Below are 20,090 nucleotides of genomic sequence, written 5' to 3' on the forward strand. Positions count from 1 at the left end.
TTAATCTCCTTTCGTCACTTTCATCTGAATAAAGGTTAAAATAGCAATCATAACCGCAAGAATATATGCCCCAGCAGATGAAACCCCATAGTTAAATGAAACAAATCCTGTATTGTATAAATATTGAACAATTGTTAAAGTTCCATCAACAGGCCCGCCTCTAGTAATTAAGTTTGTCTCTGTGAATAATTGAAGTACCCCGTTTACTGATAAAACTACTGAAAACAGTAACACTGGTTTTACCCCTGGTAATGTTATCGAAAAAAACTGTTTTATTTTAGTAGCTCCATCGATAGAGGCTGCCTCATATAAATCAGCAGCTATATTTTGTAGTCCACTTAAGATGATAATGGCGTTATAACCTGTCCATCTCCAGGTTAATGCAGTAATAATTACAATCTTTGATAACCATGCTACATTCATCCATTCAACGGATGATCCACCTAGCATACTAATTAAACTATTAATTAAACCATCTTTACTATTACTAAAGAAGAGTAAAAATACAATAGAATAACTTACGGTATCTATAAGTACGGGCATAAATACAAACATTCTAAAAAAACCTTTGAATTTCAAGTGCTTGCTATTTAAAAAATTTGCTATTACAAGTGCAAGCATAGTTTGAATCGGAACTTGAATAATCAAAATTGTAAATGTATTTTTAATTGCCTTTAGAAAAGTAGGATCCGTTAAAACAAATTTAAAGTTAGATAATCCAACAGGAACGAATTCTCCACCTCTGTATTTTGTAAAACTAATCGCAAGTGAATAAATGATTGGATATACCATAAAAGTTAAAAATATAATTAGAAATGGCGCTAAGAACATCCATGGTATTATCTTTCTTTTGGTGTTTTCTTTCAAAAGACTCACCTTCCTTTCTTATTATGGAAGTCTTAAAAATAAAAGCTTCATACCTATGTTATGGTACAAAGCTTTCATTACATATTAATGAAAGTTTTATGGCTTATTAAAGCTATTTAGCATCTATTGTATTCTGGGCAGCTTTTGTTGCTGCATCTAAAGCAGTTTTAGGATCCATTTTGTTAGCTAATATATTACCAGCAGCAGTTTTTAAACCAGCTGAAACATCTGTAAAGTAAGGACCCCAAGTAGTTGCTTTAGCACCAGTTAATTTCGAGAAAATAGTACCAACTGATACTCCACCATAATATTCATTTTTAGATTTAAAAAATTCTGTTTTATATGCAGGTTTGTAGGAAGGAAACTCACCAAATTTCATGTTTATATCATTACCTTCGTTAGTTTTCATTGCATATGATAAGAACTCTTTTGCCAAAGGTAAATTTACAGTTTTAGCAGAAACAGCTAGTATAGAACCTCCAGCATTAGCATAAGAGTTTCCTCCTTCTTCAAAAGCAGGCATTTTAATAATACCCCATTTACCAGAAGTAGTTGCACATGAATTTTTCATTGTTCCCATGAACCAAGCTGGATAAGCGAATGCTACTAATTTATTATCATTAATTGATTTAATCCTATCATCCCATGCATTGGGAATATCCATAGCAACTTTTGCATTCACCATTTTATTAATTAAATTTGAGGCTTTAATCATTTGCTCAGATGCTAAGTTTACTTTACCATCCTTGTCATAATATTGTCCTCCTAATTGATTTAGATAAATCATAAATTCATCTTGACAAGTAGAACCATTAAAATTATATGCTTCTAAATAATAATTACCTTTTGTTTTTATTTTTTTTCCTGCCTCAATATATTTATCCCAAGTTGTTAATGTGGAAACATCAATTCCGGCAGCTTTAAATACATCAGTTCTATAGTACAGGGCAACTGGCCCGATATCCCAGGGAATCGAATAGTATTTACCGTCCTTTGCTTTACATGTTTCTAATGCAAAATCTACCCAATTTGCAGCATCAGTGTTAACAATATCACTTATATCAGCAAATGACTTTAATCCATAATTGTTATAAAATGCAGGTATATCACGATTTTGAGTTTGGAAAATATCAGGTACACCACTACCTGAAGCAAGTGTAGGTTTAAGTTTTGAATAATCACTATCTGCATAATCAATAATAACCTTGCCGCTGCCTTTATGTGTTACGTTGAAAGCTTTTGCAATCGTTGTCAAATTATCCGCTGCATTGTTCCATGATGCGATGTGTATGTCTTTACCTGTGCTTTTAGTACTTTCCTGCGTTGTAGTAGAAACTGTTGATTTACTATCTTTTTTACCACATGCAGACAGACTAGTAAGCATAATTCCAGTTATTAGAAGACAAAATATTTTTTTTATTCTCATCGTTTACAGCCCTCTTTCTTTTTACTTTTTATCTTAACAGAAATAAATTATTAACATTATATACCACACTAATAGTATATTAATAGACTGCCTTAATATGTTAAATCATATAATTATATTTTTCACTTAGGCTCTTACATCTTATTATATGGAGTGAATTAAATTATTTTGTCTAACTAAATTAGATGTTCATAAAAAAATTATAAAAAAGTGTTGACCCTAACACAGTGTCATAGTGTAATATAAAAATAGAGCTTAAGTATATTGACAAAAACTCATAGCCGGCGGAGTGTCTGGCAGTATTGATAGCTTTAAAATCAAAGTTGGAGGTGCAGCAATGAAAACAATAAAACAAGTTTCGGATTTGACAGGAATAAGTGTGCGCATGCTACATTACTACGATAAAATAGGATTGTTAAAACCAAGTAATTTCACAGACTCAGGTTACAGACTTTATGACGATGAAGCTCTTGAAACCTTGCAACAAATTTTATTTTTTAAGGAACTTGATATACCTTTGAAAGAAGTTAAAGAAATCATGGCTAGTGCCCACTTTGATAAAATGCAATCACTAAAAAGTCATGAAAAGTTGCTTATTTTAAAACGTAACAGATTAAATGGTTTAATAGAGCTTGTAAATAAAACATTAAGAGGAGAAAACACAATGAGTTTTAAAGAATTTGATATGAGTGAATATTATAATGCACTAGAGGGTTTTAAAACTAAGCACAAAGATATTATAATTAAAAGTTGGGGTAATATAGATAAATATGATGAATTTATTGAAACATGTAAATCTAAAGAAACTGAAATTGCTAAAATGGCTATAAAAGAATATGGAAGTATAAAAAAATATGTTGAATCTATGAAGAAAAATTTTAATAGTGATGCAATGACTAAAGCAGACCAAATTGATGATTTTAAAAAAGATTGTCTTTATGATAGACATCCTAAATTAAAAGAGCTATATAAAAAACTTACAGAAGGCTTAAGTAAAAATCCTTCTTCAGTTGAAATTCAAGATATTGCGGGTGAAATAACGGGTATAGCTAAAAGAGATTATGAAGTTTTTAAAAATGAACTTGGAGATTATTATTGGAACATTATGGTGAAACTTTTGTTGGAATTTCCTAAGGGCTTAGAAAAAAACTATGATGGAAGGGGCATGTCATGGATAGAATCAATGGATAAAAAATATGGAGAGGGTTCGTCTAAATTTATGGGAAAAGCTTTAAAAATTTATTTGGGAGATTATGAGCCTAAAATAGAAACACTATATAAAAAACTTGGATCTGACTTAAGTAAAGACACTACTTCAAAAGAGATTCAACAAATTGTTTCTGAAATAGTAAATGAGAACCGAAAAATGAATGAATATTTAAAATTTGATGAGGGAGAAAATCATTGGGGTTATACAGCAGAACTTTATTTGTCAAATCCTATGTATATAAAAGTAATGGACAAGAAATATGGTGGAAGTGGTGCATCTAAATTTATTGGGGAAGCTTTAAAATTTTATGCTGAAAATAATAAGTAATGGATAAAAGTATTATTTATTCTCAATTAGATACCAATATATGAAGTTAAGTATTTATTATATATATTAAATTTGAATGAGGGTATAGAGCATGAAAAATGACGTGAATTTTGGTTTCACGTCATTTTATTTTTCTCTTAATCATTCTGGGTACTGGAAAGAATACATCCATTTACCCCAGGGGTAACGGTTATTATTTCTTGTAAGTTACTTTTGTCTTTTTAGCTATTTTCTTCGAAATGGAATATATGATATTCCCCAAAACATGTTTGTATAATGGAAGGGGTATTTCCGTTGCATAGGAAACATCAACTAGTCCAGTCTTTTTCCAATACTCATTGTCATAAAATTCACCCTCAGTTCCAGAATGGCTCATCCCACGAAAAATATTATAAACTAACAAACTCACAAATGTTGGAGAATATAATTTTCCACAAGAGACATTCATATAGAATTTTTTAGCAATTGTTTTGACCTTTTTAACTACTTTTGGGGAAGGATTATATCCTCCGTAGCTATTAGATATAACTGGAAGTTCATATCCATGATTAAATCCCCAGCACATAAAAGTTTCTCGTAAGTATTTTGTGCATTTTTTAGCGCCACTCCCACCTGCAGTTGATATTGCTAACATTTTATTTTTGAAAAATTTTGGTCTATGAGTGTTAAAAGCTAAATGATCTATAAAATTCTTCATCAATGCAGTCACATGATTGGCATAGCAAGGGCTCGCAATAATTGTGGCATCATTTTCTTCGATTTTATCAATAAATTTTTGTACTTCCAAGTGATGAGGACAACTTTTATTTCCTCTAATTAAACATGAACTACATCCGATACAAAAGGGGAGATTTATTTCTGCCAAATGTATCTCGTCAAACACTATTTTATTATGTGAAATTTCTTGCATATGTTTTTTTATTATTTCCACAAGTGTCCATGTGTTTCCTTTATGTGCACTACCATTAACAATTAGTATCTTCAATTAGCATTACCTCCAATACATCCATTTACCCCAGGGGTAACAGTTATATCCAATTAAAGATTATTATAGTATAATTAGTATGAAATGTACATTATATCTGAAGTATTAATTACAAATGCAACTGTTACTTGTAGCCAAGTAAGAACTGCAGCAGTCATGATATTTTGCAAAACTACTTAGGGGGGATGTTATGTATAAAATATTAGTAATTGAAGATGAAGAGAAAATCAGGGATATAATAAAAAAATCCCTTGGCAAGTGGGGGTTTGAGGCTTATGCAGTTGATAACTTCAATAATGTATTTGAAGAATTCGCTAGGATAAATCCGGGACTTGTCCTTATGGATGTAAATCTGCCTGCTTTTGATGGCTTTTATTGGTGTAATAAGATTAGAAGCATTTCTAAGGTGCCAGTTATATTTTTATCTTCTAGAAGTACAAATATGGATGTTATTATGGCTGTGAATATGGGCGCGGATGATTACATTACAAAACCTTTTTCAATGGATATACTTATGGCAAAAATAAATGCAATTTTACGTAGAACCTATTCTTATGGAGATACAAGTATGGATACCATTGATTATAAAGGAGTTGTGATATCACTAAAAGATAACATGTTATATTTCAATGAAAAATCAATTGAACTAACTAAAAATGAATTTAAAATACTATACATATTAATGGAAAAACATGAGAACATAGTGAGTAGAGAGGATATAATGCAAGAACTTTGGCAGGATGAAAATTTCATCGATGACAATACACTAACAGTTAATATAAATAGACTCCGAAAAAAGCTAAAGGAAATTGGTCTTATAGATTTTATTAAGACTATTATAAATCAAGGATATGTTATTAAATGAGGTTTACTAAATATTTAAAGGAAAACCTTAGGCTCTTAGTATTTTATTTTATTCTCATGGGTTTTATTTTATTAACTATATGTTTTGACAGACAAAACCGAGTACTTACTTCTAATGTTCTTTATATTATATTCGTTTCTTTTTTTATGTTAATAATTTATATCAGTATAGATTATTATGTACAATTCCAACATATTAAAAAGCTTTTATTTGTAAAAGATTCAGAGGATAAAACTCCTATTTTACCTAGTCCGATGGATTATAGAGATGAAATATATGCTCAGATAATTCAGATGATTTATGAAGATTTCATGAAAATGGCAAGGGTCACGGAAACAGATTTCAAAGAAAATGCAGAGTTTATGACTGCTTGGGTTCATGAAATTAAAACGCCAATTACCACCTCAAAGTTACTGCTTGAGAGTGAGGAGAAAGGCTGCGATTCATTAAAGGAAGAAATTGAAAAGATTGATGATTATGTTGAAAAGGTGCTTTGCTATTCTAGAAGTAATAGTTTTTCACAGGATTATATTCTTTCAGAAGTAAGTATTAATAAATTAATTAAAGAAAGCATTAAAAAACATTCAATTATATTTATAAAAAAACACATTAAATTAATAAATAAAGTCCCTGAAACACTTATTATAGATACTGATAAAAAATGGTTGCTTTTCATAATTGATCAGCTCCTATCAAATTCATTAAAATATACAAGTAATGGTGGAAGTATAATATTTAAACATACTGAAGCCGAAAAAGAAGTTTTATTAATAGTAGAGGATACTGGAATAGGTATTAAAAGTGAAGATATAAATAGATTGTTTAAAAAGTCATTTACAGGGTTTAATGGAAGAAACGAAAACTTGAAAGCTAGTGGAATGGGTTTGTACCTTTCACAAAAGATTGCTAAAAAACTTGGTCATTATATTACCCTGGAGTCAGAATATGGTAAAGGTACCAAAGTAATTATTCATTTTTTGAAATGGGATAATTATTATGATGTTACAAAAATGTAAGTTGAAAGAGCAAAATGTAAGCCGAAGCAATGGCGGTATATTTTGCTTTTTTGTATACTAAGAGTGTAAAACATATTCAAAATAAATTAATATTACGGGGGTCTTTATAATGACAGAAGTGTTAAAAATAGAAAATCTAAGAAAAGTTTACGGATCAAAATTTGGAGGTGTAAAATATACAGCACTTGATAATATAAATTTGAAAGTAGAAAATGGTGAATTTGTAGCAATAATGGGACCATCTGGTTCAGGAAAAACAACTTTTTTAAATGTAATATCAACTATTGATAAACCAACTTCAGGAAGTGTTTTAATAAGCGGTGATGACATAACCAAGCTAAAGGAGCCAAATTTGTCTAAGTTTAGAAGGGAAAAACTAGGGTTTATTTTTCAAGACTTTAATTTACTTGATACTATGACGCTAAAGGAAAATATTGTACTTCCCTTGGCTTTATCGAAAACTCCTTATAAGACTATAAAGACAAAGTTACAAGAAATAAGTATTAAGCTTGGAATTAATGATATATTAAACAAATATCCTTATGAGGTATCGGGCGGACAAAAGCAAAGAGCAGCTGCTGCAAGGGCAATGATTACGCAACCTTCTATGGTACTTGCTGATGAACCTACAGGAGCTCTAGATTCTAAAGCTTCCAAAGAATTACTAGGCTGCCTCGAAAATTTAAATGATAAAAATAAAGCTACAATTATTATGGTTACTCATGATGCCTTTGCAGCATCTTATTGTAAGCGAATTATATTTATTAAAGATGGTAAACTATTTAATGAAATTTATAAAGGGGATAAATCAAGGAAGGATTTCTATCAGAATATATTAAAGATTCTTTCAGTCATAGGAGGAGATACAGATGACCTTAATTAGTATGGCTGTAAACAATATAAAGAAAAATTTTAAAAATTACTGGACATTTTTTCTAAGCTCTAGTTTCAGCGTTTTTGTATTATATCTTTTTATGTCTATTGTATATAATGAAGATGTAAAAGCCAAACTAGGAAACATGAAAAGCATTATGATTGTATTTATCATAGCAGCATATATGATTGCAGCTTTCTCAGCATTTTTTATATGGTATTCTAATTCTTTCCTTATAAAGTCAAGGAAAAAAGAATTCGCAACTTATATGTTACTAGGCATGTCTAAAAAGCAGGTAGTAAAATTAAATATTATAGAAAATCTTATAACTATAGCCTTTGCCTTTTGCAGCGGAATTATTTTAGGATTGATTTTCAATAAATTTTTTATAATGCTATTATATGTAATGATAAGAGTTACAGGTGATGTGTCTTTTCAGATTAGTTTGGAAGCTTTAAAATTTTGTTCGATAGTATTTGGAGCTATGTTTATAATAATTAGTATTCACGGTTCTAAGCTTATATACAGGGATAACCTTATAGATCTTTTTAATTCATCAAAAAAAGCTGAAAAAGGTTTAAAAGTATCCCATTTAACCATGATAATTAGCATTCTTTCTATAGTTTTCTTAGGCTATGGATATTATATTGCTATTAGAAATCTTGCTGCTAATATTTTGCTAACTCCCATAGTAGTATTGTTAGTTGTTATCGGAACTATATTATTTTTTACAAGCTTTACTTCTTTAATTATTTATATTAGTAAAAAGAATGAAAAAAGTCTCTTTAAAGGAACAAAACTTATATATATTTCACAGCTTTACTATAGATATAAAGGTAATGTAGGTACCCTAAGTGTAATAGCAATTACTACTAGTGTAGCACTTTGCGCATCGATTTTCTGCTTTGGTTTTTTTAATAAAGTTGAAGAAAATTCAAGAAATATGAGACCATTTTCTATAGAATATGCAAATGGTACTAATAATACAGATAAAATATTTGAGAATACTATTAAAAATCACAAAGAAATTTCAGTTGTATATAAAGACAATATGGAATTTTTCAAGGTAAAAACTAAAGATTTCTTGCTTGGCAATCATGAATTTTTAGTTCTAAACGAGAGTAAATTTAATGAAATTAATAGTCATGAAAAATCGGACATGAAAATAAATTTAAAAAATGATATGGATTGTAATTTCGTTCAAGTAGCCAATTTTGTTTCAGATAAAAGTGTAATTGGTAAAGAGGTTAAATTATCTGGCGGAGGTAGTGACTATAATCTAAAAATAACCGATACTTATAAGAAAAGCTTTATGGCAATTGATGACTCTAAACCAACTTTAATTGTTAAGGATAGTGTCTACTCTCAAATTAAAAGTACAATTTCTAAAGAGAATACCTATAAAGTAACGGGATATATGCTTAATAATGATTTCCTTTCAGAAAATTTTATTAAGGATTTAAAAATTGTAATACCGCAAGAAACTAAACTTTTAACCTTCTATGAAAATTTTATGGATGGCATAAAAATGATGGGCATATTGGCCTTTATTGGATTATTCATTGGTTTGATATTTGTTACAGCTACAGGAGGTATTATATATTTTAAAATGTGTATGGAAGCTTCGGAGGATAAAAACAAATTCATAATTCTTAAAAATATAGGGGCTAGCAAAGCTGAAATAACAAAAGCTATCTCAAAGGAACTCATGATTTTATTTGGAATACCCTTCGTTGTGGCAACTATAAATACTTTTGCTGCTTCAATTCCAATTGGAAAAATGGTTGCAGTTAATATTACTAAAGAGTTTATTATTATAATTTTGGTTTATGCAGTGCTTTATAGTATATATTATTTAATAACTTTAAAAGCCTATATTAAAATTGTAAGTAACTAGAAGTTAACTTAAATTCGAATCTTACAAAATGCAAAATTATAAAGCATATATCATTCCTAATAGTGGAGTGATATATGCTTTTTAATTTTATGAGAAGAAGTAAAAATCAATTAAATAGAATTTCAGTGATATAATAAGACTATAATCGCTAGACTACAAGGACTAAGAGTGAAGTGGAAAGGAGAAAAATTAAGGAATGATGAAAAACTTTCAAATAAAAACTGTACAATCAAAAACATTTAAGATAGCATTATCTGCCACTATAGCAATTACTCTATCAAATTATATAGGATTAGAATTTGGAGTAACTTCAGGTATAATTGCGATATTAAGCATTCAAGATACTAAGAAAGAGGCACTATTAGTTGCAGGTAAAAGAATAATATCATCCACTGTGGCTATACTCTTATCTTTTACGTTATATGCACTACTTGGAAATAATCCTATGATATTTGGACTGTTTTTACTTATATTTATACCGTTAACCAATATTTCAAAAACCACCGAGGGGATGGTTATTGGTGCAGTATTATCAACACATCTTTTAATAAGTACAAATATTAATATTTTGTGGATTATAAATGAAGCAAAGTTAACTATAATAGGCATTGGTGTTGCAATGATATTTAATTTATATACTGCTTCTTTAGAGGAAGATTTTGAAAAAAATAAGGCGAAGATAGAAGAACAATATAGATTGATTTTATCAGATATGTCTGCTAGCTTAGTCACCCAAGCGGTGCCGATTTATGAACAAAATGTACTTTTAACAGTTGAAAAACTAATTGTAAACACTAAATTAATGGCACAAAGAATAAATAATAATAATTTGTTTAAAAGCAAGGATTATTATGGAAGTTATATCGATATGAGAATGCTACAATTAGATGCTATAAAAAGAATGAAAAGGCATTTTTCCAGAGTTTATATGACCTATGAACAAACTACAATATTGGCAGAGTTCACAAATGATGTTGCAGTAAATATTCATGAAGACAATGATTGTATTGGACTTATTAATAAGCTAGAACTACTTAGAAAAAATTATGGGGCCATGGAACTACCAAAGGACAGAAATGAATTCGAAGCTAGAGCATTATTATTTCAATTTTTAAATGATTTAGGAGATTTTTTAATTATTAAAAAGGAATTTAAAGAGCTTTTTAGAAATATATATTGATACATAGATGTAAATAGTAGATTGAATAACAACTATAAATATAAGGTACAAAACACGCAAAAACTTCTAGTTATTACTACGATCTCAGAGGTCGTAATATAGATTGGAAGTTTTTGTTTTATTACAGGCAAAATAGTGAACTGGAATGTTGATATACAAAGAGTTTTAGCAATTGTAATGTATAATTGTGACAAAAATGATAGCTTTAATCAAAAGTAAACATTTACAAAATTGGCGAATAGTATGTATAATTCAGAGAGGATACGAAAAGACAAATTGTATACAACACTTACGTAAGTGATTTCATATAATATCAAAGATCTATTTATTATCAAAATCTTAATAAAGGGATGTGAAGAAAATGATTCAATCAAGAGGTAGATCTAAAAAATTATTTTCAATAATTATTATTGTAATTTTTATTGCAACAAGTTTATTTGTTAGTCCCCAGAAAGTATATGCCTCAAGCAATATTGCTATGGGTAAAACATCGACATCTGATAGTGAACTTTTAGGGCATGGTGCATCAAATGGTAATGATGGCAAGCAGTCAACATATTGGAGTGCTGCGGATACAAGTGACAATCATTACTGGACGGTGGATTTGGGAGGACTTTATGAGCTTAAAGAAACTGAAGTGAAGTGGCAAAAAAATACTGTTTACAAGTATAGAGTGGAAACGTCTACAGACAATCTGCATTGGACTTTAAGGATAGATAAAAGCAATAATACCAGTACTATCCAAAAACAAAAGGATATTTTTAATGGCCTTGCAAGGTATGTGAAAATTATTATTTTAGATGTTCCATCTAATGATTATGCAAGCATTTGTGATTTTAAAGTATCAGGCAGTGCATTCAAAAATAATTCACCCACTATGGTTTATATTGCTGGGGATTCAACTGCGCAGACCTATGGTACAAGCTTTGCGCCACAAACAGGATGGGGGCAATGTATTGAAAAATATTTTAGTAGAGAGGTGATGTTTGATAACAGAGCTATAGGTGAAAGAAGCTCAAAATCATTTATTCTTGAGGGCAGGCTGGATGCTATTTTAAGCGTAATTAGGCCAAAAGATTACCTATTTATCCAATTTGGTCATAATGATGCGTCGTATATTCCCGCTCGTCATACAGATCCATATACTACTTATAAGGATTATCTTAAACAATATATTACAAAATCCCGTGATATGGGAGCGATTCCTATATTGATTACGCCTGTAGCAAGGCTTAATTACAAAAATGGAGTATTTGTAAATGATTTTCCGGATTATGTGATTGCAATGAAGCAGGTAGCAATTGAAACAAACACACCAATAATTGATATGATGAACACTTGCATCGATTATTATACCTCAGTTGGATATGACACTGTATTTCCTAATTATTTAGTATCATCCAATGGAACAGATTATACTCATTTTACGCAAGCTGGAGCAAATATGATTGCAAGTATGACTACGCAAAAAATTAAAGCGCTTAATATACCAATTTCAAAATATGTTAAAAATTTGAATCCAAATGAAAAACAAATAAATTACAAGTTTGATTTTGGAAGCGTGGCAGAGCCAGGTTATACAAATGTCAGTGCATCACTAGAATACAATCCATCTGTGGGTTATGGTTTTAATACTCCGGTAAATATGAAAAATGTTACAGCAGCTGGTAGCGGGGCAGGAAGTGATGCAGTTCAGTTCCTAACTTTTGGCACAAAAAGTTCAAATACATTTAATGTAGATCTACCAAATGGACTTTATGAGGTTGCGGTGACGTTAGGGGATACCTCAAGAACAAGTGTAGCAGCAGAGGGTGTTTATCAAGTAATGAATATGACAGGTAACGGTGCTACTGATAAATTTCAGATTCCTATTACAGATGGTCAGTTAAATATACTTGTGACGGAAGGTAAGGCAGGCAAAGCATTTACGTTAAGTGCACTTGAAATTAGAAAGATATCAGATAAGTCAAAAACAGATAAGACTATATACATTAGTGGAGATTCTACCGTATGTAACTATTATCCAATTGGTACTAGTTTGCAGTGTGGTTGGGGGCAGATGTTGCCACAATTCCTAAGTAATAAGGAATATCAAATTAGAGATATGGCTACAGGTGGACAGTTTGCAAGAGGATTTCGCGATGATGGACAATTTGAATCTATAATGAAATATATAAAAAAAGGAGACTGCTTTATATTAGAATTTGGTATTAATGATTCAAAATATGAGACAGAAGCGGAATTTAAAGAAATTATGCGTGATATGATTAAACAGGTGAAAGATAAAGGTGCAAAGGTAGTACTCGTAACTTCACAAGGAAAGGCAACTGATTTTGATTTAAATAATGTACACTCTGCTGTAGACAAATGGTATAGACATTCAACAGTCGCTTTGGCTGATGAGGAAAAAGTTCCATTAATAGATCTTAATGTTTTAAGCTCGAAGTATTATACAGCAATAGGTCAAGAAGCTACAGCTAAGCTTTTTATGAGTGATAGTTTACATCCTAATCGCGCAGGAGCTATAAAACTTGCTAGTATTGTAGCATCGGAGCTTAAAAAATAAAACACTAGGGGGCAATAAATGTTTAGAAAAAAAATTAATTCAATTAGCTTTTTAATTTTATTTTTCTTCATTTTCAGTATTTTTCCAATGGAAAGTGTGCATGCGGCTAGTTCACTTTCAGTTCCAGAGGCGTTAACTGTAGTTCCAGCAGTGCCATCAAAAGTTATAGTAGACAAAGCGGGTTGGTCTGTAGTCCAATTAACAAGTAGCTCTACTAGTTTGGCAATAGGATGTAATGTATATAGATCTGATGCTAAAGATGGTACTTATGCATTATTAGGAAAGGCTACAAAGGCCAATAATGATTACCATTATAAAGATACAAATTTAACTGCACATAAGGACTATTTTTATAAGTTCGCTGCATTTAATTATATTGGAGAATCACAAAAAACAGCAGCAGTTAAAGTAACTACAAAGAAGGTTATTCATAAACCATCTACTCCAATAGGACTCAAATTAAATTCTATGGTAGCAAGTAATGGAATATATAAAGTGAGAATTGACTGGACATACACTTATGGTGCTACTAGTTACAATGTGTATAGATCTACTAGTGAACGTGGTACTTTCACTAAGATAGGTACCTCAACTAATGGATTATATATAGATAGTAATGTAGGCGCTGCAAATGCAATGTATTATTATAAAGTGTCAGCTGTGAATATTAGTGGCGAATCAACATTATCAGAGGTTATAGCTGCAAAGCTTACAGCTACATTTAGAGCGGTTCCAACAGGACTTTCAGTTAATAGTCAGGCAGCTATTAATTTAAATTGGGCAACAGTAACTGGTTCAACTGGTTACAATGTTTACAGAGCGGCAAAGGTGGATTATGCTTACCGTAAAATAGGAACTTCTACAAATGTAACTTATAAGGATACAAAAGCAGCTGTAGGGGTTGAGTATCTTTATAAAGTATCTTCAATAGATGAAAATGGAGAGTCATTAAAATCTACTGAAGTTACAGGAAAATTAGCAGATAGCAGTGTAACTATTTTAACTGAAGCAGTAAAAGACTTAGAGTATAAATATGAAAGCAAGGATAAGTTAAAACTTACATGGGATGCTTTAAAGAATGCAACATCTTATAATATATACAAATCATTATACAAAGATATGAAATATACCTATGTTGGCAGTACAAATAAAGATAAGTATGTTGATGAAAAAAGTGTAGACAGCGCAACTTATTATTATAAGGTGGTAGCAGTAAATGCGGGAGGAGAATCTTCTAAGGTTAATCCATTAACTGTAGGGGCTAAGGTTGTCTTAAAACGTCAAATGGAAAACATTGATCGCGGAATAAATGCGGTAAAAGCAGCTAATGGAGTCCTAGTTAGTTGGCGTTTACTTGGCACAGAAGCACAAAATTTAGAATTTGATGTATATAGAGATAATGTTAAAATAAATAGTAAACCCATAAAATCAAGCACAAATTATTTAGATGCAAAAGGAACTACAACTTCAAAATATTATGTTCGTACTATAGGTGGAAAATCAAAAGAATCACAATCGGAAACGGTAACTGCCTGGGAAAATAACTATAAGGAGCTCCCAATTAGAAAACCAGCAGCAGGGATTAATAAAGCGGGTGAAATCTATGATTATACAGCAAATGATGCTAGTGTTGCTGATTTAGACGGCGATGGCAAGTATGAAATAGTTCTAAATTGGGCACCAACTAATGCTAAGGATAATTCGCAGGCAGGATATACTGGTAACACTTATATTGATGCTTACAAATTAGATGGAACTTTTATGTGGAGGATAGACTTAGGGAAAAATATAAGATCAGGGGCTCATTACACTGACATAATGGTCTATGACTTTGATGGGGATGGTAAAGCTGAACTTACTACTCGGACAGCAGATGGTACAATAGATGGAGAAGGTAATATAATTGGTGATGAAGATAAAGATTATAGTAATGCAAAGGGTTATATATTAGATGGACCAGAATATCACACGATGTTTGAGGGCGCAACAGGCAAGGCTTTAGATACCCAGGCATATGAACCCCAAAGAGGAGCTTTTGCTACTGATATTAATGAATGGGGCGATACCTATGGAAATCGTGGAGATCGTTTTATAGCAAGTGTAGCCTACTTAGATGGAAAAACACCAAGTGTAGTAATGCAACGTGGTTATTATACTAGAATGGCAATAGTTGCTTATGGTTTTAAGAATGGAAAATTTGTTAAGCAATGGACTTTCGATAGTCAGTTTGATGAAGTAGATCCAAATGGTCTTAAGTACACGGAGTATAGAGGTCAAGGAAATCACAATGTTAGTGTCGGTGACGTTGACGCAGATGGTATGGATGAGATTATTACAGGAGCTGCTGTTATAAATCAAGATGGTAAGGCTCTTTATACTACAAAACTTGGACATGGTGACGCTATGCATTTTGGTGATTTAGATCCTACTAATCCAGGACTTGAGATATATCAAGTTCAAGAAGAAAAAGGCTCACCTTATGGAATGGATATAAGAGATGCTGGGACTGGAAAAATTCTCTTCGGCGTTAAATCAGGAATTGATACAGGAAGAGGACTTTCGGCAGATATTGATCCAAATTATATAGGTGAAGAAATTTGGGCAGTAGATGGCGCATGGAATAGCAGTACAGGTGGACTTTATACTGTTAAGGGAGAAAAAATATCTGAGGGGATACCATCATCAAACTTTGCTATATGGTGGGATGGAGATTTACAAAGAGAATTACTTGATCATAATTGGAATGGATATGGTGGCCCTGCAAGTCCAGGAACTATTAGTAAATGGGATTATGTTAATAAAAAATCTGTAAACATATTAACTGCGACGGGTACTAATTCTAATAATGGAACAAAAGGTAATCCTTGTTTGCAGGCGGATTTGTTTGGTGATTGGAGAGAAGAAGTAATTTGGAGAACGGAGGATAGTAGTGCTTTAAGAATTTATGCTACTAGTGATGTAACGGAAACTAAATTACCTACTTTAATGCATGATCCTATTTATAGACTTGGAGTTGCGTTTCAAAATACAGGTTACAATCAACCACCACATACAAGTTATTATTTAGGAAGTGGAATGACAACTCCACCACAACCGAATATAACAATGGCACGTGGAGGCACGGAAGTTAAAATAAAATAACCTATTAAATAGCGTATTGATTAATAAAAAAATCAGTATGCTATTTTAATTTTGTGTAAGAGGATTTATGGAGTAGTATGCAGGAATTTGGGCTAGTAATAATATGGGTTTAAGTGGTATAATTAGTACGTTATGTAAGTTACGTTTTAGGGGGATATTTATGAAAAAAATATCAGTAAATAGATTTCCAATGATTGTGAAGTTTTTTTTTGCATTTACTCTTTTTTTAGTGATTCCGTTAATTATTACAGGAATTATTTTCAATTATACCATGATTAGTTACTCGGAAAATGAAATTGGTAGTACAGCTGAAATTAATTTGAAAACGGTTAACAACATAAGTGTTTTATTTAGTACCAGCATATTAAAAGACGTAGCGAGAATATCACAAAGCGATGTACTTAATAATTTAAGTACTGTAAAAAATTATAATAGCATTAAATCGGATGCTAATAATGTAGTAAAAGTAACTCAGGTTTATACATTATTAAATGAGATTCTAGCATCAAATTATAGAATAACTACAATTTATGTTTATATTGATGGAGCGGATTATATTATCACGTCTAATCGCGGAACTGTGGAGATGAGCAAATTTAACGATGTCCAATGGATTAAACCCTATAAGGAAGCTAGGTCTATAAATTTGGAACCACATTGGATAGGAAATAGAATAATTTCAGATAGAAATCCTAAAACTGATGTATTACAAAATGAAAATTCTAATACGGCCCCTGTTATATCCTATGTATATCCTTTGGCACCTATAAACTCTAAAGTGGATGGAGCAATAGTTGTTAACATGTATGAAGATGAGCTCAGTAAATTAATAAATAATAGGGACCTTTCAGGAGATGGTTATATTTATATAACAGATACTAAAGGAAATATAATTTCACATAAAAATAAGTCCTTAGTAAGAACTAATATTTCTAGCACAAAGTATGTTAAAAATATATTAAGTTTTGATAAAGTAAGTGGGTATATGATTGATAATGTGGATAATGAAAAAAAAGTTATTACATATTATAAGTCACAATTTAATGATTGGATTTATGTAGGAATTTATCCTCTTGCAAACCTTATGGAAAAGGCAAATAAGTTATCAACCAAAATCATTTTAATTATTATTTTTATTATAGTTTTAGGCCTAGGATTTTGTTATATAGTTGCAAAAAGACTTTATAACCCTCTTAATAAGTTAGTTCAAGACGTTAAAGCAAGAAATAAATGGACTGATTTAAAAGAAGATGAAATGAAACTTCTTTCTAATGCTTTTAGCGCCATGGCAAGAGAAGAGGATACAATGTATGGGATATTAGAGAATAATAAGAAAGACTTAAAACAGGGGTATATTTTAGATTTACTTAAAGGAAACTTACAGAAATATATTAACTCTGAAAATCAAGTTGAATATGATTTTTTCTATGAAAATTTTATTTGTGCAATAATTGCAATCGATAGATTTGATGAATTTTTGGCGAAATATCCACAGGAGCAACAATACTATTTGAAAATGTTAATTATTAATGTGTGTGAAGGAGTAATCAACAAAACTTATGCAAATGCAAGTGTGTTATTTGATGTTAGTAAAATTGCAGTAATTATTAATATGGAGGTTTTTAGCAAAGATGGAACCTATAAAATAGTAGAAGAATTATTTAAAGAAGTGCAAGGTGAAATATTAAAAGTAATGGACAATACGATTTCGGTTGGAATAGGGGAATGTCATAGTGAAAAAACAGGAATAACATTATCATATTTTGAGGCTAACGAAGCGATAAAACGTAAAATTTTATACGGTTATGGAAGTGTGATTAAATGGAAATCCTCTTTAAGGAAGGACTACAAATATTTTTATCCGTATAATATTGAAAAACATATTTTTAACTACTTAAATGCAGGATCTATGGTGGATATCGATAAGGAAGTTAAAACTATGATTGAAGAAATAAAAGCTATGGAAGAGATATCCTATGATAATATTACACAAATTTTTAATCAGCTTGTAGGTAGTACAATAAAATATCTTGTAGATGATAATACTAATATAAGTTATATTTATGGAAGCGGCTATAATATTTATCAGAAATTATCTTCAAAGGAGACACTAGAGGATATAGGGTTGTTACTACAAGATTTTTATTCTCGTATAATTTTATATAAAAAGAAATCTACAAATGAGAGTCTAGAATATATGGATATAATAGAAGGATATATTAAGAGTAATTATCATAAGGATATAGATTTTGAAGGTATGGCTAGATATATTGGTATAAGCTACTCTTATATAAGAAAGATATTCAAAGAAAATACAGGAAAAACAATTATAGAATATACCAATAGATTAAGGATAAATGAAGCCAAAATACATTTAAGGGATACAGATAAAAGTTTGCCAGAAATAGCTTCATGTATAGGATATAACAATGATCAAAGCCTGTCTAGATTTTTCAAAAAGTATGAGGGTATAACTCCAGGAGAGTATAGAACATTAAATATCAAGAACTGTGCTAAATAATAGAAGCTACTATCAGTATAACTTTTGATGGTAGCTTTTATTATTGTCTTTTATTTATTTTATTTTAATGTAAATTAGTAAATTTAAATAAGGAAAGTCTTCAAAATAAAGGCTTTGAGGATGTTATCAAAAATAAAGCCTATTGGCAAAAATGATTATATACAAGTATTGTAAAAGTGGATAAGATATAGATGTAAACGATTTATATTCTTAAAAGGGAGTGAACCTCATGGGAAACACCAGTACACCTACACCTAGTAACTTTGGTATTTTAGATGTTTCTAAAATCACTAAGAAAAAGAAAAAAGGAATTTTATACTATGTTAAAAAAGATTTCTTTTTATATTTGCTATTATTCATACCTGTTACATATTTTGTAATTTTTAAATATGTGCCAATGTATCAAATAATAGTAGCGTTTAAGGATTACGATGTAATCAATGGAATAAATGGTAGCAGATGGATCGGATTGGATGCATTTAAAGAAGTTTTTAAAATGGCGGATTTCTATAAGGTTTTAAGAAATACATTATCGCTTAATGTATTGGATTTAATTTTAGGTTTTCCAGCACCTATAATCCTTGCTATATTATTAAATGAAATAAGGATAAAGTGGTTTAAGAAGGTATCTCAGACTATACTTTATTTACCACATTTTCTTTCTTGGGTTATTATAGGTGGTATGGCTTATCAGCTACTATCTCCTACAGGCATGGTTAATATATTAACTAAATCATTAGGGGCAACGGCAGTACCTTTTCTTATTGAAAAATGGCATTGGTTAGGAACCTATTGTGTAATTGGGGTATGGCAAGGGGTAGGTTGGGGAACGATAATCTACTTGGCATCAATAACGAGTGTTAACTCAGAATTGTATGAAGCAGCTATGATTGATGGAGCTGGTAGATTAAAAAAAATATGGTATATAACTCTACCTGCGATTAAGCCAACCATAATTATGATGCTTATCTTAGCTGTTGGAAATGTAATGAAAATAGGTTTTGATCGTCCATTTGTATTAGGTAATCCTTTGGTAATGGATTTTTCAGATGTTATAAGTACCTTTGTTTATAGGGTTGGACTTCAATCCGTTAGATATAATATAGCAGCGGCCGTAGGTTTATTCCAATCAGTTATAGGATTAGTTCTAATACTATTTGTAGATAGGTTGGCTAAAAAATTCGGTGAACAAGGGATTATGTAAGAAAGGAGTTG

At 30.7% G+C, this 20,090-nt stretch carries 13 protein-coding genes; 10 read left to right on the forward strand and 3 right to left on the reverse strand.

Annotated elements, in window-relative coordinates:
- Both A7L45_RS08590 and A7L45_RS08595 read right to left on the reverse strand, forming a co-directional pair.
- Positions 1-867 (reverse strand): carbohydrate ABC transporter permease, encoded by an 867-nt coding sequence (locus A7L45_RS08590; RefSeq protein WP_071612397.1) that lies wholly within the window; start codon positions 865-867, stop codon positions 1-3.
- Between the two features lie 112 nt (positions 868-979).
- A complete protein-coding gene (locus tag A7L45_RS08595; protein ID WP_071612398.1) occupies positions 980-2,293 on the reverse strand; it encodes an ABC transporter substrate-binding protein in 1,314 nt (437 codons plus the stop codon).
- 337 nt (positions 2,294-2,630) lie between these two features.
- Here A7L45_RS08595 and A7L45_RS08600 point away from each other — a divergent pair, with 337 nt between their 5' ends.
- A complete protein-coding gene (locus tag A7L45_RS08600; RefSeq protein WP_071612399.1) occupies positions 2,631-3,830 on the forward strand; it encodes a MerR family transcriptional regulator in 1,200 nt (399 codons plus the stop codon).
- A 193-nt stretch (positions 3,831-4,023) separates the two neighbouring features.
- On the opposite strand, the gene A7L45_RS08605 is transcribed toward A7L45_RS08600, so the two are convergent.
- Positions 4,024-4,815 (reverse strand): flavodoxin family protein, encoded by a 792-nt coding sequence (locus A7L45_RS08605; RefSeq protein WP_071612400.1) that lies wholly within the window; start codon positions 4,813-4,815, stop codon positions 4,024-4,026.
- A gap of 190 nt (positions 4,816-5,005) precedes the next feature.
- Here A7L45_RS08605 and A7L45_RS08610 point away from each other — a divergent pair, with 190 nt between their 5' ends.
- The 9 genes from A7L45_RS08610 to A7L45_RS08660 all read left to right on the forward strand — a co-directional run bounded on the left by A7L45_RS08610 (position 5,006) and on the right by A7L45_RS08660 (position 20,079).
- Positions 5,006-5,680 (forward strand): response regulator transcription factor, encoded by a 675-nt coding sequence (locus A7L45_RS08610; RefSeq protein ID WP_071612401.1) that lies wholly within the window; start codon positions 5,006-5,008, stop codon positions 5,678-5,680.
- Positions 5,681-5,826: 146 nt separating this feature from the next.
- On the forward strand, positions 5,827-6,696 hold the full coding sequence (locus A7L45_RS08615) for a sensor histidine kinase (RefSeq protein ID WP_224616993.1): 870 nt from the start codon (positions 5,827-5,829) through the stop codon (positions 6,694-6,696).
- 109 nt (positions 6,697-6,805) lie between these two features.
- Positions 6,806-7,579 carry an ABC transporter ATP-binding protein gene (locus A7L45_RS08620; protein ID WP_071612403.1) on the forward strand — a complete coding sequence of 258 codons (774 nt, stop codon included), beginning with the start codon at positions 6,806-6,808 and terminating at the stop codon, positions 7,577-7,579.
- Positions 7,566-9,467: an FtsX-like permease family protein gene (locus A7L45_RS08625; protein ID WP_071612404.1), complete on the forward strand. Its 1,902-nt coding sequence runs from the start codon at positions 7,566-7,568 to the stop codon at positions 9,465-9,467. The genes A7L45_RS08620 and A7L45_RS08625 overlap by 14 nt, the downstream gene beginning before the upstream one ends.
- Before the next feature lie 196 nt (positions 9,468-9,663).
- Positions 9,664-10,647 (forward strand): aromatic acid exporter family protein, encoded by a 984-nt coding sequence (locus A7L45_RS08630; protein WP_151553316.1) that lies wholly within the window; start codon positions 9,664-9,666, stop codon positions 10,645-10,647.
- 361 nt (positions 10,648-11,008) lie between these two features.
- Entirely contained in the window at positions 11,009-13,213 is a 2,205-nt protein-coding gene (locus A7L45_RS22535; RefSeq protein WP_084647403.1) for an SGNH/GDSL hydrolase family protein, read from the forward strand.
- Positions 13,214-13,231: 18 nt separating this feature from the next.
- Entirely contained in the window at positions 13,232-16,354 is a 3,123-nt protein-coding gene (locus A7L45_RS24170) for a rhamnogalacturonan lyase family protein (protein WP_071612405.1), read from the forward strand.
- Positions 16,355-16,514: 160 nt separating this feature from the next.
- Positions 16,515-18,875, forward strand: a complete 2,361-nt coding sequence (locus A7L45_RS08655) for an AraC family transcriptional regulator (protein WP_071612406.1) — start codon at positions 16,515-16,517, stop codon at positions 18,873-18,875.
- A gap of 229 nt (positions 18,876-19,104) precedes the next feature.
- A complete protein-coding gene (locus tag A7L45_RS08660) occupies positions 19,105-20,079 on the forward strand; it encodes an ABC transporter permease (RefSeq protein ID WP_071612407.1) in 975 nt (324 codons plus the stop codon).
- The last annotated feature ends 11 nt before the right edge of the window (positions 20,080-20,090 follow it).

It is taken from the genome of Clostridium estertheticum subsp. estertheticum (genome assembly GCF_001877035.1).
GTDB classification, from domain to species: domain Bacteria; phylum Bacillota; class Clostridia; order Clostridiales; family Clostridiaceae; genus Clostridium_AD; species Clostridium_AD estertheticum.